The sequence below is a fragment of the Streptomyces sp. NPDC048057 genome (assembly GCF_040653095.1).
Classification (GTDB): domain Bacteria; phylum Actinomycetota; class Actinomycetes; order Streptomycetales; family Streptomycetaceae; genus Streptomyces.
This window is the reverse complement of sequence record NZ_JBEZNF010000048.1, coordinates 1-21,746: the sequence shown is the minus strand read 5'-3', so window position 1 is coordinate 21,746 and position 21,746 is coordinate 1. Positions and strand designations below refer to the sequence as shown.

Annotated in this window: 17 protein-coding genes and 1 pseudogene; 6 read left to right on the top strand and 12 right to left on the bottom strand. The window is 72.1% G+C overall.

The features are described 5' to 3' along the window. Nucleotides 1-248: 248 nt before the first annotated feature. From AB0E05_RS34625 to AB0E05_RS34615, 3 genes are all read right to left on the bottom strand, one after another. Nucleotides 249-1,628 (bottom strand): wax ester/triacylglycerol synthase family O-acyltransferase, encoded by a 1,380-nt coding sequence (locus AB0E05_RS34625; RefSeq protein ID WP_361971221.1) that lies wholly within the window; start codon nt 1,626-1,628, stop codon nt 249-251. Between the two features lie 178 nt (nt 1,629-1,806). Beyond that, nucleotides 1,807-3,873 carry a SpoIIE family protein phosphatase gene (locus AB0E05_RS34620; RefSeq protein WP_361971219.1) on the bottom strand — a complete coding sequence of 689 codons (2,067 nt, stop codon included), beginning with the start codon at nt 3,871-3,873 and terminating at the stop codon, nt 1,807-1,809. A gap of 231 nt (nt 3,874-4,104) precedes the next feature. Next, the gene (locus AB0E05_RS34615) at nt 4,105-5,304 is read right to left on the bottom strand and encodes a DUF6777 domain-containing protein (RefSeq protein WP_361971218.1); all 1,200 of its coding nucleotides are present in this window, start codon (nt 5,302-5,304) and stop codon (nt 4,105-4,107) included. Nucleotides 5,305-5,532: 228 nt separating this feature from the next. On the opposite strand from AB0E05_RS34615, the gene AB0E05_RS34610 reads away from it, so the two are divergent. Both AB0E05_RS34610 and AB0E05_RS34605 read left to right on the top strand, forming a co-directional pair. Then, nucleotides 5,533-6,081 (top strand): DUF1990 domain-containing protein, encoded by a 549-nt coding sequence (locus AB0E05_RS34610; RefSeq protein ID WP_361971265.1) that lies wholly within the window; start codon nt 5,533-5,535, stop codon nt 6,079-6,081. After that, the gene (locus tag AB0E05_RS34605; protein ID WP_361971216.1) at nt 6,065-7,474 is read left to right on the top strand and encodes a lipase maturation factor family protein; all 1,410 of its coding nucleotides are present in this window, start codon (nt 6,065-6,067) and stop codon (nt 7,472-7,474) included. The genes AB0E05_RS34610 and AB0E05_RS34605 overlap by 17 nt, the downstream gene beginning before the upstream one ends. A 47-nt stretch (nt 7,475-7,521) precedes the next feature. On the opposite strand, the gene AB0E05_RS34600 is transcribed toward AB0E05_RS34605, so the two are convergent. From AB0E05_RS34600 to AB0E05_RS34590, 3 genes are all read right to left on the bottom strand, one after another. Then, a complete protein-coding gene (locus tag AB0E05_RS34600) occupies nt 7,522-7,695 on the bottom strand; it encodes a hypothetical protein (RefSeq protein ID WP_361971215.1) in 174 nt (57 codons plus the stop codon). Nucleotides 7,696-7,972: 277 nt separating this feature from the next. Further along, the gene (locus tag AB0E05_RS34595; protein ID WP_361971214.1) at nt 7,973-9,436 is read right to left on the bottom strand and encodes an SDR family NAD(P)-dependent oxidoreductase; all 1,464 of its coding nucleotides are present in this window, start codon (nt 9,434-9,436) and stop codon (nt 7,973-7,975) included. Nucleotides 9,437-9,622: 186 nt separating this feature from the next. After that, complete coding sequence (locus tag AB0E05_RS34590) at nt 9,623-10,318, bottom strand: IucA/IucC family C-terminal-domain containing protein (protein ID WP_361971212.1); 696 nt, start codon at nt 10,316-10,318, stop codon at nt 9,623-9,625. 231 nt (nt 10,319-10,549) lie between these two features. On the opposite strand from AB0E05_RS34590, the gene AB0E05_RS34585 reads away from it, so the two are divergent. After that, nucleotides 10,550-11,890: a DMT family transporter gene (locus AB0E05_RS34585; RefSeq protein WP_361971210.1), complete on the top strand. Its 1,341-nt coding sequence runs from the start codon at nt 10,550-10,552 to the stop codon at nt 11,888-11,890. On the opposite strand, the gene AB0E05_RS34580 is transcribed toward AB0E05_RS34585, so the two are convergent. Further along, complete coding sequence (locus AB0E05_RS34580; protein WP_361971208.1) at nt 11,792-13,183, bottom strand: transglycosylase family protein; 1,392 nt, start codon at nt 13,181-13,183, stop codon at nt 11,792-11,794. The genes AB0E05_RS34585 and AB0E05_RS34580 overlap by 99 nt on opposite strands. A 340-nt stretch (nt 13,184-13,523) precedes the next feature. On the opposite strand from AB0E05_RS34580, the gene gndA reads away from it, so the two are divergent. Then, nucleotides 13,524-14,966, top strand: coding sequence for an NADP-dependent phosphogluconate dehydrogenase (gene gndA / locus AB0E05_RS34575; protein ID WP_361971206.1), 1,443 nt, complete (start codon nt 13,524-13,526; stop codon nt 14,964-14,966). Nucleotides 14,967-14,978: 12 nt separating this feature from the next. Here gndA and AB0E05_RS34570 read toward each other — a convergent pair whose 3' ends face one another. From AB0E05_RS34570 to AB0E05_RS34550, 5 genes and pseudogenes are all read right to left on the bottom strand, one after another. Continuing rightward, the gene (locus AB0E05_RS34570; protein ID WP_361537311.1) at nt 14,979-15,176 is read right to left on the bottom strand and encodes a hypothetical protein; all 198 of its coding nucleotides are present in this window, start codon (nt 15,174-15,176) and stop codon (nt 14,979-14,981) included. Nucleotides 15,177-15,288: 112 nt separating this feature from the next. Further along, nucleotides 15,289-15,648: pseudogene (locus AB0E05_RS34565) on the bottom strand (GNAT family N-acetyltransferase); the annotation flags it as partial. A 70-nt stretch (nt 15,649-15,718) separates the two neighbouring features. Beyond that, complete coding sequence (panD, locus tag AB0E05_RS34560; protein WP_361971205.1) at nt 15,719-16,138, bottom strand: aspartate 1-decarboxylase; 420 nt, start codon at nt 16,136-16,138, stop codon at nt 15,719-15,721. Between the two features lie 153 nt (nt 16,139-16,291). Further along, nucleotides 16,292-18,046, bottom strand: a complete 1,755-nt coding sequence (locus tag AB0E05_RS34555) for an FG-GAP-like repeat-containing protein (RefSeq protein ID WP_361971203.1) — start codon at nt 18,044-18,046, stop codon at nt 16,292-16,294. Nucleotides 18,047-18,161: 115 nt separating this feature from the next. Continuing rightward, complete coding sequence (locus tag AB0E05_RS34550; RefSeq protein ID WP_361971201.1) at nt 18,162-19,817, bottom strand: RICIN domain-containing protein; 1,656 nt, start codon at nt 19,815-19,817, stop codon at nt 18,162-18,164. Between the two features lie 537 nt (nt 19,818-20,354). Here AB0E05_RS34550 and AB0E05_RS34545 point away from each other — a divergent pair. Both AB0E05_RS34545 and AB0E05_RS34540 read left to right on the top strand, forming a co-directional pair. Then, nucleotides 20,355-21,044, top strand: coding sequence for a type 1 glutamine amidotransferase domain-containing protein (locus tag AB0E05_RS34545; RefSeq protein WP_361971199.1), 690 nt, complete (start codon nt 20,355-20,357; stop codon nt 21,042-21,044). A 343-nt stretch (nt 21,045-21,387) separates the two neighbouring features. After that, a partial coding sequence (locus tag AB0E05_RS34540) for a helix-turn-helix domain-containing protein (RefSeq protein ID WP_361971198.1) occupies nt 21,388-21,746 on the top strand: 359 nt, incomplete at its 3' end.

The following is a 21,746-nucleotide window of genomic DNA, read 5'->3' as shown; positions in this document are numbered from 1 at the left end:
CGCGGTCAGGGTGAAGACCTCGTTCCGCTCAGGGAGGCTGAGGTGCTCGGTGAGGGCACGGGCCACGACCAGCGTGCGCACAGCGGTTCGCCGGGCGTGCGCTGTCGCACCGTGCCGCGTCCCCTCGCCGTGGACCCGCCGAACGACGGTCGGTTGCTCCGGGTGCTCACCCGCCCAGCCGCATGTTCATCGGATCACTTCCCCTGTCGACGGCGAGGAAGCGGCCGAATTCCGGTACCTGCCGGCCATCAGTCCGATGTCTCCCGACCTCCGTCGATCGCGGCCAGCTCCGTCAGCTCCTCCCGCATGCCCACCGCGATCCGGTCCACGTCGGGCACGGCCTTGCCGTCGACCACCAGCCCCACGTGGACCTGTCCGCCGTACTGCGTCAGCGCCACCGCCAGCGACTGGCCGCGCGCCAGGGGCGCCATCGGATAGAGGGAGTGCAGCGGGCAGCCGCCGAGGGAGAGTTCCGTACGGGGCAGCGGCACGCTGGTCACCAGCAGGTCGAAGAGCATCCGCGCGGCGCCGCCCGCCAGCGGCGCCCCGAAGCGGTGTGCGACCGGGGGCAGTTGGTCGGCGATGACCGCGAGCGCCCCCGCGCCGCGCAGCGGCCCGGCCTCCTTGTTGCGGTCCATCGCGGTGCGCACGGCGGTGAGCCGCAGGCCCGGATCGGGCTCCCCGACGGGCAGGTCGAGAAGGTACGCCGAGAGCTCGTTGCCGGGGCCGAGCGGGGCACCCGGCCGCCGTCTCGATACGGGGACCAGGGCGCGCGGCCCGTCCGGCGGCGGGCTCTCGCCGCGCTCGACGAGCCAGCGGCGCAGTCCCCCGGCGACCGTGGCGAGCAGCACGTCGTTGGAGGTGCCGCCGACCGCCTTGCGCACCAGCCGCACCTCCTCCAGGTCGAGGACGGCGGTGCCGAGGCGCCGCGTGCCGCTGGCGGCGGCCGACAGCGAGGGCAGCCCCCGCGGGTCGAGCCGGCTGGCGCGGACGAGGGAGGCGCCGACGCCGACGGCCAGGTGCAGGTCGTCGATGCGGTCGCGGGCGGTGCCGACGAGCCGGCCGGGGTCGCGGAACCAGGGGCGCTCGGGCGGCTGCGGCGCCCGGCGCATCCGCGCCCGGGCCCGCGCCCGCACTCCCCGCGGATCCGCGACCTCGTCGAAGATGCCGGAGCCGATGGCGACCGCGCGCATCCCGTCCGCGAGGGCGTGGTGCAGCTTGACGAGGACGGCGAAGCCGCCGCCGGCCGCGCCGGTGATCAGATACATCTCCCAGGGCGGCAGGCCGCGCTCCAGGGGGCGTTCCATCAGTCCGCCGGCGAGCGCGGTGGCGCCGGCCGCGAAGTCCTCGGCGGGCAGCCGGATCCGATGGAGGTGGCGGGTGACGTCGAAGTCCTTGTCGACGGACCAGGCCGCCCCGCCGAGGGGCAGCAGAACGTCGTGCACCCTCCTGCGCAGCCGGCGGATCGCGCTGGTGCGGCTCGCGAGCAGGTCGAGGAGGTCGTCGTCGACGGGTGGTGCGTCGTCGGCGGGGGCGAAGAGGGCGAGCGCGCCGAGGTGTATCGGGTGGCCGACGGACTCCATGCGCCAGAACGCCAGGTCGAGGGGGGCGAGGGGCTCGCTGGTCACGGTGTCCTCACGTCTGTACCTCCGGTCCTCTGGTTCCTCTCACTACAGCCAATCCTCACGATCAGTCACGTTCAAGTGCGATCGTTTCACGGACAGTTAACACAGTTGCCGGACACGCTTCGCTGTCACGGACCCGTTACGTCCGGCCGTCGCCCCCGAAGCGCGTCGGGGTGCCGCGTCACCGGTTCGGCACGGCGAACTCGCACCACACGCTCTTTCCGCTGCCCCGTGAGTCCACGCCCCAGGCGTCCGTCAGCCGGTCCACCAGCAGCAGGCCCCGACCCGAGACCCCGGACTCCCCCGCGTCCCGGCGCCGCGGCAGCGCGCTGGAGAGGTCTTCGACCTCCACCCGCAGCCGGCGCTGCGACCCGGACAGGATCCGTACGGTGACGCTGGCCCCGCCGTCGGTGTGCATCAGGGCGTTGGTGGTCAGCTCGTCCGCGACCAGCTCGATCTCCCCGGCGCGCGCCCGGCCGCCCCACGCCTCGGCCGCCGAGCGCACCATCCGACGGGCCGAGCGCAGCGCCTGGGGGTCGTTCTGGGCGACGTACTGCTGGAGCCGGCCGCCGGACTGCGGGGTCAGCGCACCACGTCGACGCAGCAGCAGGAGGGCGACGTCGTCGTCACCGCCGCGTTCGTCGACGACCTCGCACAGGCGGTCGGCGAGTTCCTGGATGTCGCGGGGGCCGTTGCGCACCAGCGCGGTGAGCTGCTGCATGCCGTCGTCGAGGTCGGCGCCCGGCAGCTCCACCAGGCCGTCGGTGTACAGCAGCAGGGCCTGCCCCGGGTCCAGTTCCACGGTCGTGACGGGGTAGTCCAGCCGGCCGAACTCGGCCGACAGCCCGAGCGGCATCCCGCCGTCCACCGGGATCCGCCGGCAGCTCCCGTCGGTGTCGCGCAGCAGCGGGTCCACGTGTCCGGCGCGCACGACCTGGACGACTCCGCTGGACAGGTCCGCCTCCGCGTACAGACAGGTGGCGAAGCGGTCGGTGTCCAGTTCGTGCAGGAAGGCCGACGCGCGGGCCATCACGGTCGCGGGCGCGTGGCCCTCGGCGGCGTAGGCGCGCAGCACGATCCGCAGCTGCCCCATCACCGCCGCCGCGTCCGTGTCGTGGCCCTGGACGTCCCCGATGACGGCGCCGACGCGTCCACCGGGCAGCGGGATGACGTCGTACCAGTCGCCGCCGATGTCCCGGCCGATGCGCGCCGACCGGTAGCGGACGGCGATCTGCGCACCGGGCACGTCCGGGATCCGGCGCGGCAGCATGGCCTGCTGGAGCCCTTCGGCGAGGTCGTGCTCCTGGTCGTAGAGCACCGCCCGCTGCACGCTCTGCGCGATGGTGCTGCCGAGCGCGATCAGCACGTTGCGCTCCGCCGGGGTGAAGCCGCTGCGGTCGTTGTAGAGCAGGCCGAAGGCGCCGATCGGCCGTCCCTGGGCGATCAGCGGCAGATAGGCGGCGGCCTCGATGTCCAGGTCCTCGATGTGCGGCCACAGGATCGGGTACGAGTCGGCGAAGTCCCGCGGGCCCTCGATGAAGCGGGGCGCCAGCGTGCGGATCACCTCGCTCATGGGGTACTGCTCGTCCACCCTGGTGAAGCGGGTGCCGGGGACGAAGGCTTCCTCGGGCCCCTCGGCGACCAGGTGGATCCGGCCGCCGGGCTCCAACAGGCCCATGACCAGGCTGGTGGCGCCGAAGATCTCCAGGCCGTGGACGTCCTTGAGGACGTCGATGACGTCCTGGACGGTGCGGGCGTGGGCCAGCGCCGCCGTGGTGGCCTCGACCACGCTGGTCTGCCAGCGCCGCTCGTTGTCGGCCGCAAAGCGCGCCGTGGCGTCCGCGAGTTCGACCGTGGCGTCCCGGACGATGCCGATGACGCGCACCGGGCGGCCTTCGGCGTCGCGCCGCACGCAGCCCTGGGAGTGGGTCCAGCGCAGGCCGCCGTCGCGGCGGCGGATGCGGAAGTACGCGCCGTAGTTCTCGCTGCTGTTCTTCAGCGCCTGGGCCACCAGCGCGTCGAGCCGGGCCGCGTCCTCGGAGGGCATCCGGGCCATCAGGGTGGCGCGCCGTCCGTCGTACTCCTCGGGCTGCATGTCGAGCACGTGGTGGGCGGGTTCGTCGAGGTGCATCAGGCCGCTCGCCAGGTCCCAGTCGAAGCTGCCCATCCGGTTCAGCGTGAGGCTCGTGTCCGGTCCGGCAGGCCAGTCGTCGGGTAGCGTCGGCGCCCCCGCTGCCCGATCAACCATGCGGCCACTCTGCCATCATTTGTCGGATTCTTCGACTGGTTGCGGGAGCGCTAGGTCCTGTCTGGAGTTCCAGCGCGGGAGAAGGAGCGGCGACTGGTGCCGTCGAGTCCAAGGCGGAGGAGGGAGCCGACGCGGAGTGTCGGCGAGTGACGACAACGCCGGAGGCGGCGGTGCCGGGCGTCGCGACGCCGCGGGGGAACTCCAGACAGGACCTAGGGAACGTCCGGAGTCTCAGGCGGCGACCCCGCCCGCGCCGGGGCCGGCCTGATCGGCGCCCTGGAAGAGAACGCCCTCGTCAGAGGGGATGTCCATGCCGCCGGCGTCGAGGAGGTCGAGGTCGAAGGGGTCGAGGGAGTCCAGCGGGTCCTGCGCGTCCGCGGAGTCGCCCGAGCCCACGGAGTCGGGGGCGTCGAAGGGGTCGAGCGGGTCCACCGGGTCGTTGAGGGCTTCGGCGTCGGCGCCGTCCTGGGCCGGCGGCACCAGCGCACCGCCCGGATCCGACTCCTCGGCCTGCGGCTCCGGGTTCGGCTCCGAGGGGTACGCGTAGATGTCGTCGGGCGACACGGGCGGCACCACGTCGGGGCGCCGGTCGTCCTCGCCGTCCGTGCCGGTGCGCCGGTCGATCCAGGTGTCCTGCGAGACGTCCACGATCACCAGGCTGTCCAGGTCCTGGGTGGTGGGCTTGACGACCACCACCCGGTCCAGCCGGTAGCCGTGCCACGGAGTGCCCTTCTGGATCACCCCGCCCTTGACCGCCACCGGTGAGGCGAGCGGGGTGCCGGACGCACAGCGCACCCGCGGCGCGCCGCGCTGGTCCACCAGCACGGCGGTGCCGGCCTGGAGCACCGCCTGCCGGGCGGCCGTCGCCTTGCCGTCCCGGAAGCCGCGGCTGGTGACCCGGGTGTCGGCGCGCAGCACCACGGGGGTCAGGTCGCGCAGGAAGCCGGCGAGGTCCTTCTGCGAGACGTCGGCGCCGTCCGCGAAAGCGCGCGCCTTCTTCCCGTCGGCGCGCAGCAGGGTGATCTGCTGCTGCACGTCGCAGCTGCCGACCGACTCCGTGCCGCCGTACAGGCCGGGGGTGGCACCGGAGAGCACGCGCAGGGTCTGGCCGCGGGTGGGCTTCTGGCTCCCGATGGCCGCCGGCACGACGGGCTCGGGCACCGGCGCGGCCAGCGCCCGCGCGGTCGTCGCCGTGTACGGATCGGGCCCCTGTTCCGTCGCGGGCTGGAGGAAGACCTCCTCGTCCCTGTCCGTCTCCGGTGCGCCGTCGCCGCCGCAGCCGGACACGAGGAGCCCGAGAGAGCCGACGGCGAGGAGCGCGGTGGCCGACGTCCATCGACGGCGGGCGGACCACCGGTCGCGGTCGGTCGGGTGACGACGGGCGGTCCACCGACGACGAATGGGGCCCACGAACATCTCCCGCCTCTTCACGCGCTGTAGCTCACCTGGCTTCGACCTGCCCCCACGGTGTGCCGGACACCGCACCACCCGCGACTTGAACACGTTCAAGTCGGCACATAGGCTCGGCCGTCAGGGGGATCAGCTCGATGGGACCCGGGGGTGGCAGTGGAGTTGTCCGTGCTGGTCAACCTGGTCGCGCGGCTACGCGACCGACTGTCGCGCAGCCGTCGGCGCACCCCCTCCGTCAGGCCCGCGCCCATTCGGCGCACGCTGACGTACCCGCAGGTCGGAGCGGCCCGACTGGGGCCGCTGCCCGACGGCTACCACCATCTGCACCACACCACCCGCATCGGCCGGGGCCGGGCGGCGTACGAGAGCGCCGCCGACGCCGTCATGAGCTGGCGGATGCACCGGAACTCGGGCGTCCGACTGCGGACCCCGGCGCCGCGCGCGGAACCGGGCGTACGGGTCGCGGTGTCGATCGGCCTCGGACCGGTCCGGCTCACCGCGCCCTGCGAGATCGTCTGGACCGTGCACGACCGCCGGCGCACCGGTTTCGGGTACGGCACGCTCACCGGCCACCCCGAGTGCGGTGAGGAGTCCTTCGTCGTCGACATCCGCGACGACGGATCGGTCTGGTTCACCGTGCTGGCCTTCAGCCGACCGGCCCGCTGGTACACCCGCCTCGCCGGCCCCCTGGTGCCGCCGTTCCAACGGGCGTACGCCCGCCGGCTCGGTCGTACGGTGCGGCGGCTGACGACGACGCCCTCGGCGTTCGATACTGGACGTGATGGAGTGGTTCGGTGACGACGCCTACTGGCTGAGCCGGCTGGTCTTCCAGCGGGCCCTGGCCGCCGTCTACGTGGTGGCGTTCCTCAGCGCCGCCCTCCAGTTCCGGGCGCTGATCGGCGAGAAGGGCATGCTCCCCGCCCCCGCCCTGCTGCGCCGCGTCCCGTTCCGGCACGCCCCGAGCGTCTTCCATCTGCACTACTCCGACCGCTTCTTCGCCGGCTGCGCCTGGGCGGGCGCGGCCGGAGCCGCGGCCCTGGTGACGGGCGCGGCGGACGGGCTGCCGCTCGCGGTGGCCATGGCCTGGTGGGCGGCGCTGTGGGTGCTGTACCTGTCGATCGTCAATGTGGGACAGACCTGGTACGGCTTCGGCTGGGAGTCACTGCTGCTGGAGACCGGCTTCCTCGCGGTCTTCCTCGGCAACGACCGCACCGCTCCCCCGGTCCTGGTGCTCGTCCTGTTGCGGTGGGTGCTGTTCCGGGTGGAGTTCGGCGCCGGGCTGATCAAGTTGCGCGGCGACCGTTGTTGGCGCGATCTGACCTGTCTGTACTACCACCACGAGACCCAGCCGATGCCGAATCCGCTGAGTTGGTTCTTCCACCGGCTGCCGCGTCCGCTGCACCGGGTGGAGGTCGCCGCCAACCACGTGGCCCAACTCGTGGTGCCGTTCGCGCTCTTCACCCCGCAGCCGATCGCCACCGTCGCGGCGGCCCTGGTCATCTGCACCCAGCTGTGGCTGGTGCTCTCGGGCAACTTCGCCTGGCTGAACTGGCTGACGATCGTGCTCGCGCTCTCCGCCGTCGACGGCTCCCTCATCGCCGCGCCGCCCGACCTGCCCGCCCCGCCGACGTGGTACGCCGTCCTGGTCCTCGCGCTCACCGCGCTGGTGCTGGTCCGCAGCTACCGCCCGGCCCGCAATCTGCTCTCCCGGGGGCAGCGCATGAACACCTCGTACGACCCCTGCCACCTGGTGAACTCCTACGGCGCCTTCGGCACGGTGGGCCGGGTGCGCCGGGAGGTGGTGGTGGAGGGCACGGACGAGCCGGTGATCCACCCGGGCACGGTGTGGAAGGAGTACGGGTTCAAGGGCAAGCCGACCGATCCCCGCCGGATGCCGCGCCAGTTCGCCCCGTACCACCTGCGGCTGGACTGGCTGATGTGGTTCGCCGCGCTCTCCCCCGCGTACGCCGGGTCCTGGTTCGGCCCCTTCGTCGAGCGGCTGCTCGACGGCGACCGGGACACCCTGCGGCTGCTGCGGCACAACCCCTTCCCCGACGCCCCGCCCACCTACGTGCGGGCCAGGATCTGGCGCTACCGCTTCACGACGTGGCGGGAGTTGCGGGCCACCGGGGCCTGGTGGCACCGGGACCAGGAGCGGGAGTTCTTCCCACCGACCCGGCTGCGGCGCTGACACGGCCCGTGCCCCCTGCCGCGGGGGCAGGGGGCACGGGCCGTTGCTCAGTCGATGCCGGGCAGGATGTGCGGCTCGGCGAGGTCGTCCTCGTAGCCGGCGAGCCGGATGGGGGCCGAGCGGGCCCACACTTCCAGGCTGCCGAGCTCCTTGGAACGTGCGCTGCGCTCTCGGGTCCGTTCCGGAGGGTGCTTCTCCTGCTGCTTCACGTCTGGTGTCACCGCGCACTCCTCTGTGTCGCGTAACTGGGACAGGGCGATTCGGTCGCGGTGGCGCCGGCTTTCGGGCGGGACCGCAGCCTGGTTGCAGACCTGTCCCAGGACGGCCAAGGGGCTTTCGTGGATCCTCTTGGTGGCGCCCGTACGCCTCAGCGTAACCACATGAGCGCGCGTCTGCTCGATGGGGCCCGTAAACATGTCATTTCAGGCCGCACGTATCGGTGCGGACGTCGGACCTTGACGGGCCCGTGCCCCAACTGTCACACGGTGACGGACCGGCTCACCACTTGGCGGGCGCGTAGTCCTTCAGGAAGCAGCCGTACAGGTCCTCGCCGGCCTCGCCGCGCACGATCGGGTCGTACACCCGGGCCGCGCCGTCCACCAGGTCGAGGGGGGCGTGGAAGCCCTCCTCGGCCAGCCGCATCTTGTCGAAGTGCGGGCGCTCGTCGGTGATCCAGCCGGTGTCGACCGCCGTCATCAGGATGCGGTCGGCGGTGAAGAGCTCCTCGGCGCTGGTGCGGGTGAGCATGTTCAGGGCGGCCTTCGCCATGTTGGTGTGCGGGTGGCCGGCGCCCTTGTAGCCGCGGCTGAACACCCCCTCCATCGCGGAGACGTTCACGACGTACCGACGGCGGGCCGAGGACGCGGCCATCGCCGCCCGCAACCGGCTGATCAGGATGAACGGCGCGGTGGAGTTGCAGAGCTGGACCTCCAGCAGCTCCACCGGGTCGACCTCGGAGACCGTCTGGATCCAGCTGTTGGTGTCGACGAGGTCGGGCACCAGCCCGCCCGCGTCGATCGCCGTGCCGGCCTCGATGCGGGCCGGCGTCGCGGAGCCGGAGACCAGCGCGAGGGAGGTGACGTCCGCCGCGCTCAGACCCTGGCCCGCGGCGCTCGGCAGGGCCGCCACCGAATCCACGGCGCCGCTGCCGAAGGCGCCGATCACCTGCGCCGACGGCAGCTCGCCGGCGGGCAGCGGGGCGGACTCGGCCGCGACCAGTTCCCGGTAGGCCCCCGGGGAGCGGCGCACGGTCTGGGCGGCGTTGTTGATCAGGATGTCCAGCGGCCCCTCGGCGGCGACCGAGTCGGCGAGCGCGACGACCTGCGCCGGGTCGCGCAGGTCGATGCCGACGACCTTCAGCCGGTGGATCCACTCGTCGCTGTCCGGCATCGCCTTGAAGCGGCGGATGGCGTCGTTGGGGAAACGGGTGGTGATGGTGGTGTGCGCGCCGTCCCGCAGCAGCCGCAGCGCGATGTACATCCCGATCTTGGCGCGTCCGCCGGTGAGCAGGGCGCGGCGGCCGGTCAGGTCGGTGCGGGCGTCGCGCCGGCCCCGGTTGAAGTCGGCGCACTCGCGGCAGAGCTGGTGGTAGAAGGCGTCCACCTCGACGTAGCGCGCCTTGCAGACGTAACAGGACCGCGGGCGCTGCAGTATGCCCGCGAGGTCCCCGACGCTGGTGGAGGACGGCAGCAGCCCCTCCGTCTCGTCGTCGATCCGCTGGGCGGAGCCGGTGGCCGTCGCCTCGGTCACGGCCTTGTCGTGCGCGGTCTTCGCGGCCCGGCGCTCCTGACGGCGGCGCTGCTTGACCGTGCGGTAGACGCCCGCGGTCGCCCGGCGGACCGTGATCGCGTCCGGGTGGTCGACCTCCAACGCGTCCAGCTCTTCCAGCACGCTCAGGCAGACGGCCAGCCGCTCCGGGTCGATCCCGGGTCCGAACACGGAGCTGTCCTCTGTCACCGTCATGGGTCTTGCCGTTTCTCGATCGCGGGGCGCGCTGGCCGTTACTGGTCGATACGTGTCGACAGGGTGGTCGCGCCGTCAGGGGTCCGCCGGACGTGTTCGCCAGGAGGAGGTTTCAAAAGCGCAACTGTACTGAGCGGTCGAGTGCGGGCCAAATGGGGGAGGTCGCCGCGACCGGGACCGGCGCGCTCAGCCGCGGGCCCCCGCCGTCGGGGGCGCGTCGAAGGTGCAGTCGCCGCAGAGTCCGCCCCCGGCCCGGTAGTACAGACAGCAGCTCGTGCGCCGCATCGCGGGGCCGCGGACGGTGCCGGCGAGGTCGGGGTGGGCGAAGAGGCCGGCCGCCAGCGCCCGGGCCCGCTCGACGACCTCGGGCCGGCCCCGGGCGCCGGCCCAGGTGTCGAGTTCGCGCACGGCCCCGGCGAGCGCCGAGCCGGCGTTGCCCCACAGCAGCCGGGGCGAGATCCGGGTGTCCCGGCGCAGCGCCGTCGCCAGGGGTACGAGGTGGTCGCGCTGCACGACGTCGCGGATCGCGGCGACGGAGGCGGGCCGGCTGCGGACCTCCGTGAGCACCAGGTCGTCGGGGGACGAGCGGTCCGGGGTCCAGTACAGCCGCTCGGGGTCCAGTACGGGAACCAGGCCGTGCAGGGCGGCCGAGCCGAGGGCGACGGACCACAGCCGGGCGGCGAGCCCGAGGTGGGCGATGGAGGCGGCGACGCGCCGCTCCCGTGCGCCGAGCCGGGTGGCCACCAGGTCGACACGCAGAGTGAGGGGGGCGCCGTCGCCCCCGTAGATCCCGGCGAGCGGAGTCCCGCCGTCCGGCTCACCGGTGCGCAGCGCGAAGAAACCGCCGACGGACGCCACCTCGTGCCGCTGATCCGGACGCATTCCGCAGGTCACCCCCTTGTCGTTATCAGATCCATTCACAGGTCTCATTGATCGTCAAGGCCGCCCGGAGGGCCTGGTTCCGCGTCGGTCCGGTTCTTTCTCCACCCGGGCTGACCTGCGACGAAGACTTCAGTAGCACTTTGGTCCCATGGTCGTACTCCGTCGGCAGTACGACCAAGTGCCTGCTCAAGGACGACGACGGGAGGACATTTTGGAGAGATCGTAGGGAGTATGAGTCCCCTTGCGCTGGCGGTGCTGCTCTCCCTGGTCTCCGCGGTCGCCTATGCGGCCGGGGCGATCGTGCAGGAGCAGGTCGCCGCATCCACCGCCGCCCGGCCCTACGCTCCGTTGCACCACGCCGGGTGGTGGGGGGCCGTCGCCCTGAACGGCACCGGTGCGCTGTTGCACGTCGTCGCCCTGGCGTACGGCCCGCTGAGCGTGGTGCAGCCGCTCGGCGCGCTGACGATCGTGTTCGCCCTGCCGATGGCCGCGATGTTCGTGGGGCGGCGGGCCGGGGCGACCGCGTGGCGCGGCGCGCTGCTCGCCACGATCGGCCTCGCCGGGCTGATGTCGCTCAGCGGCAACACGGACTCCGGGTCGCTCGGGTCGGGCGAGCGCGGGGTGCTGGCGGCGGTGACCTTCGGCGTCGTCGCGCTGGTCTTCCTGGTGGCGCAGACCATCCACCGGCCGGTGCTGCGCAGCGTGCTGCTGGCGACCTGTGCGGGCGTGGCGTTCGGCATCGCCTCGGTGTTCACCAAGACGGTGGCGGTGGACTGGGAGTGGTCCGCGCCGCTCGCCCAGTGGTCCAGCCTGCTCACAGTGGCGGTGCTGGCGATCGGCGGGCTGCTGCTGTCGCAGGCCTCGTACCGCGGCGCGGGGCTCGCCGCGCCGCTGGCGACCGTGACGGTGGTCAATCCGGTGGTCGCGGCGGCCGTCGGCGTGACGATGTTCGGGGAGACGTTCCGCTACGGGTTCGCCGGCACGCTGCTGGCCATGGGCTTCGGCGCCATGGCGGCGGCCGGGCTGGTCCTGCTGACCGTCGAGCGGATGAGCGCTGCGGGGCGCGAGGCGGCTGTTGCGGCCCAGGACGCGGCCGAGGTGGACACGGAGGCCGGGGCGGCGGCGGAGGACGCGCAGGGCGCGGTCGTGGCGGAGGCGCTGGCGCAGCCGGTGCAGCCGGTGCAGCCGGTGCAGCAGCGGGACGCGGCAGGGGACGCCGACGAGGGCGTGGACGGCAAGGACCCCGCTCAGCACGCGCACCGCGCTGATGACGGGGTGGGCGGCGCCGCGCTCGTGGAGGGGCGGGCGCCGGCCGGCGCCCGCGCCGTGACCCCCGCCGCCGTTCGCATCGCGGAGCAGCGGAGGTCCGGTTTCCGTACGTGCCGCAGCGGGCGGCCGAAGAACCGCAGCTCCGTGGAGCGCCGCCCGGCCCCCGCGCCGGGCCCGGACCTCACCACGTCCCCGGCGCAGCGCTCAGAGCGTGACGCCGCCCGACCTGAGGTAGGCCACGGGGTCGATGTCAGCCCCGTATCCCGGTCCCGTGCGGACTTCGAAGTGAAGATGGGGCCCTGAGCTGTTGCCGGTGGAGCCGGAGCGCCCGATGCGCTGACCGCTGGCCACCTGCTGCCCGGAGCGCACGGTCAGCGCCGACAGGTGTGCGTACTGGCTGTACTTGCCGTCGGTGTGCCGGATGACGACCTGATAGCCGTAGGACCCGGCCCACCCGGCCGAGATGACGCGCCCGGGGGCGACGGACTTGACCGAGGTGCCGGTGGGGACGGGGAAGTCGACGCCGGTGTGGTAGCCGCTGGACCAGGCGGTGCCGGCCTTGCGATACGGGGTGCCGGTGGAGGCGTCCACGGGGGCGCTCATGCCCGCCTTCTGGGTCGGCCGATCGGCGGACCTGTTGGTGGACGCGGCGGGCTTGGTGCGGGTCTCGGCGGCACGCACCGGCTTGGTCGACGGCTTGGTGACCTTCTTCTCGACCTGCCGCGGCTTTGCGGCCTGCTCCGTCTTCTCGGTCTTGGGAGCGCTCTTTGGCTTCTCGGCCTTCTTCTGGAGCTTCTTCTCCGGGGCGGCCTCGGGCTTCGGGGTCTGCTGCCGGGGGGTCGTGCCGGGCGAGGCCGGCTTCCCCTCGGTCTTGGGCGCCGCCATCCGGATGACGAGCCGCTGGCCGGGGATGATCAGGTCCGGGTCGGAGCCGACGGTGGCCCGGTTCATCTCGTACAGCCGCGGCCAACCGCCCTGTATGTCCTTCTGCACCGCGATCCGGGAGAGCGAGTCGCCCCGGGCCACCGTGTAGCCCTCGCGGTGGGTGGGCACCGTCGTCGGGGTCGCCTTCGGCGGCGTCGACTGCTTCTGCAGCTTGTTCCCCTGCGGGGTGGCCGTCCGCTGGCCGCTCCCGGACGCGGTCGCCTTGCGCTCGCCCTGCGCCGCGGCTCCCTGTGTCGACTGCCGGCCGTCGGGCGTGATGTTCGGCGCGTCCCCTCCGCGGGTGAGCCCGGAGCGCACCGAGCAGGAGGGCCAGGCCCCGGGGCCCTGTCCCTTGAGGACCCGCTCGGCTATCGCGATCTGCTGGTCCTTGCTGGCCAGGTCCGCGCGCGGCGCGTACTCCCGGCCGCCGTGGGCGTCCCAGGTGGACTGGGTGAACTGGAGTCCGCCGTAGTAGCCGTTACCTGTGTTGATCTTCCAGTTGTTCGTGGACTCGCAGGCGGCGACCTTCTCCCAGACGTCCACCGACGCCGCCTGGGCGGTCCCCGCGCCGATCAACGGCAGCGCCATTCCCGCACCACCGGCGGTGAGGGTGAGCGAGGCGCGGTTGATGCGGCTCGGCTGTTGCCGGCGGTGCCGACCGGTTGCGGCCATGGAGGTCTCCCCCTACGTACAGGCAGAACGACAGATAACAAGAAGGTCACATACCAAGCGGTCAACTTAAGTGCTGCGCACGGACGATGACAAGGGCTCAATCCCCGCGCACGGGGCGCAGCGGGGGCGGAAGTCCACGGGGCGGGTCCGGGGACAGCGCCGCCGCCCGTCGCGCCATCGGGACGAAAATCGCCGGGACCGGGGAAATTTTCCCTGCCAGCCCGGGATTGATGATCGGTGAACGGTCGGGCCGCAACCACGCCGGACGCGCGTGCGCCCCCGGTCCCCACGGACACGCATCCGTACGACGACGCATACGACGGACACATCAGGAGCAGTGATGGACGCTACAGCCCAGATCGGTGTCACCGGACTCGCGGTGATGGGCCGCAACCTCGCCCGCAACCTCGCCCGCAACGGCCTCACGGTGGCGGTGCACAACCGCACGGCGGCCAGGACCCGGGCGCTGGTGGAGGAGTTCGGCGACGAGGGCGCCTTCGTCCCCGCCGAGTCCGCCGAGGAGTTCGTCGCCGCGCTGGAGCGTCCGCGGCGGCTGGTCGTCATGGTGAAGGCGGGCGAGGCGACCGATGCGGTGATCGAGGAGTTCGCGCCGCTGCTGGAGGGGGGCGACGTCATCATCGACGGCGGCAACGCCCACTTCGCCGACACCCGCCGCCGGGAGAAGGAGCTGCGCGAGCGCGGCATCCACTTCGTCGGGGTCGGGATCTCCGGCGGCGAGGAGGGGGCCCTGCACGGCCCGAGCATCATGCCGGGCGGCTCGGCCGAGTCGTACGCCTCCCTCGGGCCGCTGCTGGAGAAGATCGCGGCGAAGGCGCCCGACGGCACGCCGACCGTCGCGCACATCGGCCCCGACGGCGCCGGCCACTTCGTGAAGATGGTGCACAACGGCATCGAGTACGCGGACATGCAGCTCATCGCCGAGGCGTACGACCTGCTGCGGAGCGTCGCCGGCTACTCCCCCGCGAAGATCGCGGAGACCTTCCGCTCCTGGAACACCGGCCGGCTGGACTCGTATCTGATCGAGATCACCGCGGAGGTGCTGGCGCACGTGGACGCCGCGACGGGCGAGCCGTTCGTCGACGTCGTCGCCGACCGGGCGGAGCAGAAGGGCACGGGCCGCTGGACCGTACAGATCGCGCTGGACCTCGGCGTGCCGGTGTCCGGGATCGCGGAGGCCGTCTTCGCCCGGTCTCTGTCGGGCCACGCGGACCTGCGCGGGGCTTCGCGCGCGCTGCCCGGCCCGGCGCCGAAGCCGCTGGACGAGGCGGAGGCGGCCCGGTTCGCCCAGCGGGTGGAGCAGGCGCTGTACGCGTCGAAGATCGTCTCGTACACCCAGGGCTTCCACCAGATCCAGGCGGGCAGCGAGGCGTACGACTGGGACGTCGACCCGGGCTCCGTGGCCTCGATCTGGCGGGCCGGCTGCATCATCCGCGCGGCCTTCCTCGACCGGATCCGCGCCGCCTACGACGCCCGGCCCGACCTGCCGAGCCTGCTGTCGGACGAGCAGTTCGCGCAGGAGATCGGGCAGGCCCAGGACGACTGGCGCGAGGTGGTGGCGACGGCGGCCCGGCAGGGCGTGCCGACGCCGGGCTTCGCGGCGGCGCTGGCGTACTACGACGCGCTGCGGGCGCAGCGGCTGCCGGCCGCGCTCACCCAGGGCCAGCGCGACTTCTTCGGTGCGCACACCTACCGGCGCACGGACCGCGAGGGCTCGTTCCACACCCTGTGGGGCGGGGACCGCTCCGAGGTGTCCACCGACTGACGGCCGGGTCGGTCAGGCCGGGCCCGGCGCGGGCTGGGGCTCCGGCTGCGGCTCGGGCGCGGGGTTCGGGTCGGGCCCCGGCTGCGGGATCGGGTCCGGGGGCACCGGCGGCGGCTGCGGCGTCGGTACGGGCCCGGGCAGCGGGCCGGGGTCCGGTCCCGGTGGCCCCGGGGTCGGGATCGGTGAGGGCGGTACGGGCGGCTGGGTCATGCCGGTCCTCCAGGGTCGCCGTCGAATGTGTGGCGAGTACCCCCGTCACGGCAGCGTACCCACCGTTCCGGCGGCACGGCACGGCCGGGAGCGCCGTCCGTGCCGCCGCGGCTCACCACCGTTCGGGGCGCTCCCGCAGCTGCGCCTTCGCCGTGGCCACCAGCTCCGCCGGGGCGGCCGGGGCCTGCTCGGGGTGGCGCTCGGCCCATGCGGCGGCGTACGGGCACAGCGGCACGACCGGCACGCCCTCGCGGGCCGCCATCGCGTAGAACTCGCCCACCAGCGCCCCGGCGATGCCACGGCCCTCGTACTGCGGTTCGACGACGGTGTGCACGGCGACGAGCGCCGCCGGCTCCGCGTCCAGCACGAAGTACGCGATGCGACCGGTGACGCTCCCCTCGTCGTACGCCTCCAGGAGCCCCCGGCTCCGGTCGTCCCGCAGGTCGTGCTTCCGCTCGTCGGCCATGGCCGCCTCCTCTGGTCCTTCCGGACCTTCTCGTCCTTCTCGTCCTGTGGACGGACTCGCCCTGTGGACGGAACGATCAGATCACGGCGGCGTGCGGGCTGCGCTCGGTGCGGCTCCCCGGGACGGGGGCTCCGGCGTCCGTGCCCGTGGCCACGATGCGGTTGTCCGCGTCGACGTGCACCACCGAGGGCACCAGCGAGCGGGCCTCGGCGTGGTCCACCTGGGCGTAGCTGATGAGGATGACGAGGTCACCGGGGTGGACGAGATGGGCGGCGGCGCCGTTGATCCCGATGACGCCGGAGCCGCGCTCGCCCTCGATGACGTACGTCTCCAGCCGGGCGCCGTTGGTGATGTCCACGATGTGGACCAGCTCGCCGGGCAACAGGTCGGCCGCGTCCATCAGATCGGCGTCGATGGTGACCGAGCCGACGTAGTGCAGATCGGCCTGGGTCACCGTGGCGCGGTGGATCTTGGATTTAAACATGGTGCGCAGCATGGAAATGCTCCTGGTTTTGGGCTCCCTGCCTGCGTTATTGCAGGTCAAGTGCGTTCGCTCAGCCTACAACGAGTGACGTGCCTGGGGCAGCCCTCCCATGGCTGCCGGCCCGGACGCGGTGCGTCCGGGCCGGCGGTTGTTCGATGGCGACGATCAGGCGATCAGCTCGTCGGTGGGGAACCCCCATCCGCTCTTGACCCGGGCCGCGAAGGGGCCGGAGCCGGCGAGGGATCCGGTGCCGGCGTAGAACCAGACGTCGCCGGCGGCGTCGCGGGCGAGGAGGTCCGGCTTCCCGTCGCCGTTCACGTCACCGGGGGCGGCCACGGCGTTGTAGACCTGCCAGCTGAAGCCGACCTCCGTCGGGGTGCCGAGAGAGCCGGTGCCGGTGCCCGGGTAGGCCCAGAGTTCACCGGCGGCGTTCCGCGCGAGGACGTCCGGCTTTCCGTCGCCGGTCACGTCGCCGGGGGCGAGGACGAGGTTGTGGATCTGCCAGCCGTGGCCGATCTGCGCCTTGGGGCCGACTTCGCCGTTGCCCGTGCCGGGGACCAGGTACAGCTTGCCGTCGTCGAAGCGCGCGACGAGGTCCCGCTTGCCGTCGCCGTTCATGTCGCCGGCGGACACCAGCGAGGTGGTCGGGCCCCAGCCCCAACCGACCTTGCGCGGTGGGATGAAGAAGAGTTCCGTGCGGTGTCCGGGGTAGAAGTACAGGTCGCCGGCGGCGTCGATCGCGTACAGGTCGGCGTGGCCGTCGCCGTCGTGGTCGCCGCCGCGGGCGATGTGCCGCATGCCGCTCCAACCGGCACCCACCTTGCAGTGCAGGGCCTGCAAGGTGCCGTCGGCCCGGCCGAAGTGCCGCCACAGGTCGCCGGCCGAGTCGCGGCGCAGCAGGTCGGCCCGGCCGTCGGCCGGGTTGTTGCAGAAGTCCCAGGAGGCCGCGCCCCGGTAGGGATAGTGGTCGGAGATGGCGGCGTCACGGGGCAGCGCGTCGGCCGCGACGTTCTTGAAGTGGCTCTCGCTCAGGAAGATGTAGTCCAGCTTGGCCTCGGGGTCCGTGCCCTTGGCGCGCAGCGTGGGCTCGCCCGACCGGCAGCGCGGCGGCAGGGGCGTGGCCGCCCTGCAGGTGGCGTCGTAGTAGTCGGTGTCCGTCGAGTCCGCCTCGATGAACTGGCCCGAGCCCGGGCCCTCGGGCTTGCTGTAGATGCTGTCCAGCGTGGTCGAGCGCGGCGCGGTTGCCTGGGTGTGGTCGTCGTGCCGGGGGTTGAAGTCACCGCCGAGCACCATCGGGATGCCCTCCGCGCTCCACTCCTTCGCCTTCTTGGCCACTTCGCCCGCCTGCGCCTTGGTGACCTTGCCGTCGTACGAGTACAGGTGCACCGAGCAGGCCCGGGTCAACCGTCCCTGCAAGGGCGTGTCGATGCAGGCGGTGCGCCAGTCCGTCGCCTTCGTCGGGTCCTCAAGACCCGTCGTCAGGTCGATGGACTGCCGGTTGGACACCGGCGCCTTGGACAGGACCGCGATCCCGAACGGGCCCTCCAGTCCGGTTGCCTTGCACAGGTCCTTCTCGCGCGGGTCCTGCCCCGGCCGCTTCATCACGACGAAGTGCCCGGTGTAGCCGTGGTTCGCGAGCCTCGTCAGCAGGGCGTCGTACTGGGACTGGCAGACCTCCTGGAGGAAGAGCAGGTCCGTCTTCCACGCCAGCGTCTCGTGGGCGATCTTCCCCACCCGCTGCGTCACCTCGTCCGACAGCGTGCAGTCGTCCGTGATGTCACTGCTGCCGCAGATGTTGTACGTGAGGAAGCGCAGGACCGGTGCCGTGCTGGGTGAGACGGTGTCGGCGGTGGCCGACGGGGCGAGGCCGATGAGCCCCGCCATGGACATCAACATGACCAGAAGTGCGCGCCATCGCATGCTCGTCCTTTCGTCGTTCCTTCGGCTTTCTGTCACGTGCTCGGCCGTCTCGGTGCTCGACGGCCCGGTGCGGGTGAGAACAGGGAGGGGAACCTGCTCGGAGCGCCCTGCCGCATCAGACGTTCCGGGCCACCCGGGACCACTTCTCGTCCGCCGCTCCGTTGCAGGTCCACTGGATCAACTGGGATCCCTTGGTCGCGTTCGCGCCGATGCCGAGGCAATGGCCCGAGTAGACGTTCCGCAGTTCGCCGGTCTGCGGCGTCCACCACCACTTCTCGTCGACCGCGCCGTTGCAGGTGTACTGGATGATCCCGGCACCCGGAGCCAGGCTCGATCCGGTGCCCATGCACTTCCCGGAGTGGGCGTTGCGCAGGAAGTAGGCGCGGTTGCCGTGGGAGTCGGTGGTGTCCTCGAACAGCCAGCGTTCGTCCTGGGCGTGGTTGCAGCCCCACTGGATGACCTTCGCGCCGTTGGCGATGCCGCTGCCCACTCCGGCGCAGAGCGCGCTGTGGTCGTTGCTCAGGGGAAGGGCTGCGTCGGCCTCCCGGGGGCGCAGGGAGAAGACCGTGCGTTTGCCGGTGAGTTCGTTCGAGCCCCAGAGGCGCCCGGAGGTGTGGGCGTAGGACAGGTTCTGGGTGAGTGCCGGTGAGCGGGTCAGCACGGTCGGGGAGATTCCCGGTCTGGCCTGCCAGATGCAGGAGTAGCTGCCCTGGTCGGAGGTGTCGGCGTCGCCCAGGTAGCCGTCGGGGCACTGCCCCGACACGTAGTAGTGGGTGCCGTCGGTGGCCACGCCCTGGACCTGGCGGACGTTCGTGGTGTGGGCGCTCACCGCCCGGACGGCGGCGGTGCCGCCTTCACCGATGTGCTCCAGTGGCCACTTCACGAGGTGCGCCGGGTGGCTCGCCTCCAGTTTTCCCGTCGCGCTGTTCCTCCTGTTGGACCAGTACTCACCGGACACCAGCCGGGGCGTCGGGCCGCTGCGGTCCAGGCTGAGGGAGCCCAGGCAGGCCCGGGAGGAGGGTTCGCACGCCCGGGGGTGGGGATTGCCGGACGCGGCTTCCTGGGCCTTGGTGCGGGTGCCGTAGCGCGCGATCATGGGCAGGGCCCACTGGTGGTGCGCGGCGGACGAGGGGCCGCCGCCGACGCCCACCCGGCCGGAGAGGGACGACATCTTCCACAGGTGGTTCAGGTCGTAGATCTGCAACTCGCCACCGTTGGCGACGAACAAGCGGTTTCCGTACCACGCCATGCCGTCCGCATGGACCTTGTCGACGGCCTCGAAGTCGGGGTTGGTGCGGCTGCCCGTCGGCCGGACGAGCAGGACGTGGCCGTAGCTCCAGTCCGTGCCGGTGGACCTGACGAGGGAGATCCGGGCCCTGTGGTCGCGGTCGCCCTCGTCCTTTCCGTAGCCGTAGAACCAGGAGGCCATGTACAGGTGGTGGCCGTCCACCGTGCCGCCCGGGTGGGCGTCGTGCGAGGCCGTCAGGCCCTGCGGGTGCCACCCGCCCGTGTCCGGTGTGGCCTCCGCCCAGGCGCTGGTGTTGTCGTCCGCGGCGTCCCAGCAGAAGCCGTTGTACTTGAAGGTGCCGTTGATGCCGGTCGTATGGCACAGTGCCCGGCCGACGTGCTGTCGCGACTGGGCGACGCTCAGCGCCGATGCCGGAGTCACCGCGCGGGCGGCCTCAAGGGCTTCGACAACGCCCCTGGCCGAGTTCGCCGGGTCGACTCCCGGCATTTCGCGCGGATGCAGGAGGAGCGTGGATGTGTTCACCTCCTTCAGGGGGTCGCTTTCGGCGGCTGCGGCCTTCGGGATGGCCGCGGTGAGCGCGGCCACCGAAGCCAACGCGATCAGTACCGCGTGAATTCGGAAGCCCCGTCGAGTCCCTGGAGTGACCATCACGAGGCCGGACCATATCCCAGGAACTCCCGCCAGCCCACTATCACTTGCGCTATTACGGACCGCCGCGACGGGCAGCGGCGATCGATTCTCGACGGCATCGACGATTCGACCACGGGATACCGCGGCAGGGCGGTTCGGTCGGATGCTCCGGCCATCACGCGGTGGCCGCTGGGATTTCAGCCAGTCCACAGACCGCGGAAGTCACGCCCTTCACTTTGCGAAGTCCGAACGGCAATCCCTGCTCCCACCTGTGTATCCACCACGCCCGGCAATCGGTTGTCACGCGTTTGCCGCGGCCGGGGTACCCCTCCCCTACGGCCTCGACACGGATAGCTTTGAGCAGTCGGGGGCGGGGCGGCCCTTGCGCGGGTCGGACGGATGTCGTCGGTCCATCTGAACGGGAGTGTCATGAAGGTCCTGATCGTTCTCACCTCGCACGACGCGTTGGGGGACACCGGCCGCAAGACCGGGTTCTGGTTGGAGGAGTTGGCGGCGCCGTACTACCGGTTCCTGGAGGCCGGCGCGCAACTCGTGCTCGCCTCGCCCGAGGGCGGGCAGCCGCCGCTGGACCCCAAGAGCAACGAACCCCGGTTCCAGACGGACTTGACCCGGCGGTTCGAGGCCGATCCGGAGGCGACCGGGGCGCTGGCGCGGACCGTGCGTCTCGACTCGGTCGCGGCCGGCGACTTCGACGCGGTCTTCTATCCCGGCGGTCACGGGCCGCTCTGGGACCTCGCCGACGACCCGGTCTCCGCGCGGCTGATCGAAACGACCCTGCGCTCGGGCCGGCCGGTGGCGCTGGTGTGCCACGCCCCGGGCGTCCTGCGGCACGTCGTCGAGGAGGACGGCTCACCGCTGGTCGCCGGCCGGCGGGTCACCGGGTTCGCCAATTCCGAAGAGGAGGCCGTGCAGCTCACCGACATCGTCCCCTTCCTGGTCGAGGACGAGCTGGTGGGGCTCGGCGGGGTGTATTCCCAGGCCGACGACTGGCAGCCGTACGTCCTGCGCGACGGTCTGCTGATCACCGGGCAGAACCCGGCCTCTTCGGGTCCGGCGGCCGACGCGTTGGTGGCGCTTCTCAAGGAGGGCGGGGCGTGAGCCGCGTGCGCTGAAGCAAGGAATTCCGTGCCCGGGGCGGCACGGACACGGAAACGGGCCCGGACGCCACAGGAGTGGCATCCGGGCCCGTCATGCGGGGCGACCGTTCACAATCGAGCAGGAATTCTTCCCCTAATTCCCTCCCCTGCCCTTCCCGCCCTTGCCCTTTCCGCCTTCGCCACGCTTGTTGGCGATTTTGACGACGACGGGCTCGTCGGCGTTCTCGGCATTGATGGTGTACGGGCCGGTGACCGGGTTGTCGGGCAGGACGTAGCCCTCGGGGACGTCGGTCTCCCGCAGGTATTGATCCGAAACGCTTTGGGTTCGGGTTCGTTGACAGCATGTGAGTGATCTGGTGGGGGATGCGCGGACGTGGTCGCCGGACGTGCAGGAGGCTGTGCGGTTGCTGGCGGTGTCTGCGCTGGTGGAGGGTCGGGACCGGGTGGAGGTCGCGGTCTTGTTCAAGGTGTCGGTCAGGGCTGTGGACAACTGGTGGGCGAGGTGGCAGGCGGGTGGCCGGGAGGCGCTGCTGTCCCGGCCGCGAGGCCGTCGCGCGGGCGAGCATCAGGTGTTGTCCGAGGCCGAGCAGACTGCCGTGCGGCAGGCAGTCCTCGATCACATCCCCTGTGACCTGGGGCTTTCTGGTCAGCTGTGGACGCGGGGGCTGATAGGTGAACTGATCTTCAAGCTGTACCGGGTCCG

Bases quoted from the DNA above. Each gene is read 5' to 3' on its own strand.
- AB0E05_RS34620 (WP_361971219.1), bottom strand. From the start codon at position 3,873: ATGGTTGATCGGGCAGCGGGGGCGCCGACGCTACCCGACGACTGGCCT.
- AB0E05_RS34595 (WP_361971214.1), bottom strand. From the start codon at position 9,436: ATGACGGTGACAGAGGACAGCTCCGTGTTCGGACCCGGGATCGACCCG.
- AB0E05_RS34570 (WP_361537311.1), bottom strand. From the start codon at position 15,176: ATGACCCAGCCGCCCGTACCGCCCTCACCGATCCCGACCCCGGGGCCA.
- panD (WP_361971205.1), bottom strand. From the start codon at position 16,138: ATGCTGCGCACCATGTTTAAATCCAAGATCCACCGCGCCACGGTGACC.
- gndA (WP_361971206.1), top strand. From the start codon at position 13,524: ATGGACGCTACAGCCCAGATCGGTGTCACCGGACTCGCGGTGATGGGC.
- AB0E05_RS34590 (WP_361971212.1), bottom strand. From the start codon at position 10,318: ATGCGTCCGGATCAGCGGCACGAGGTGGCGTCCGTCGGCGGTTTCTTC.
- AB0E05_RS34585 (WP_361971210.1), top strand. From the start codon at position 10,550: ATGAGTCCCCTTGCGCTGGCGGTGCTGCTCTCCCTGGTCTCCGCGGTC.
- AB0E05_RS34545 (WP_361971199.1), top strand. From the start codon at position 20,355: ATGAAGGTCCTGATCGTTCTCACCTCGCACGACGCGTTGGGGGACACC.
- AB0E05_RS34555 (WP_361971203.1), bottom strand. From the start codon at position 18,046: ATGCGATGGCGCGCACTTCTGGTCATGTTGATGTCCATGGCGGGGCTC.
- AB0E05_RS34580 (WP_361971208.1), bottom strand. From the start codon at position 13,183: ATGGCCGCAACCGGTCGGCACCGCCGGCAACAGCCGAGCCGCATCAAC.
- AB0E05_RS34605 (WP_361971216.1), top strand. From the start codon at position 6,065: ATGGAGTGGTTCGGTGACGACGCCTACTGGCTGAGCCGGCTGGTCTTC.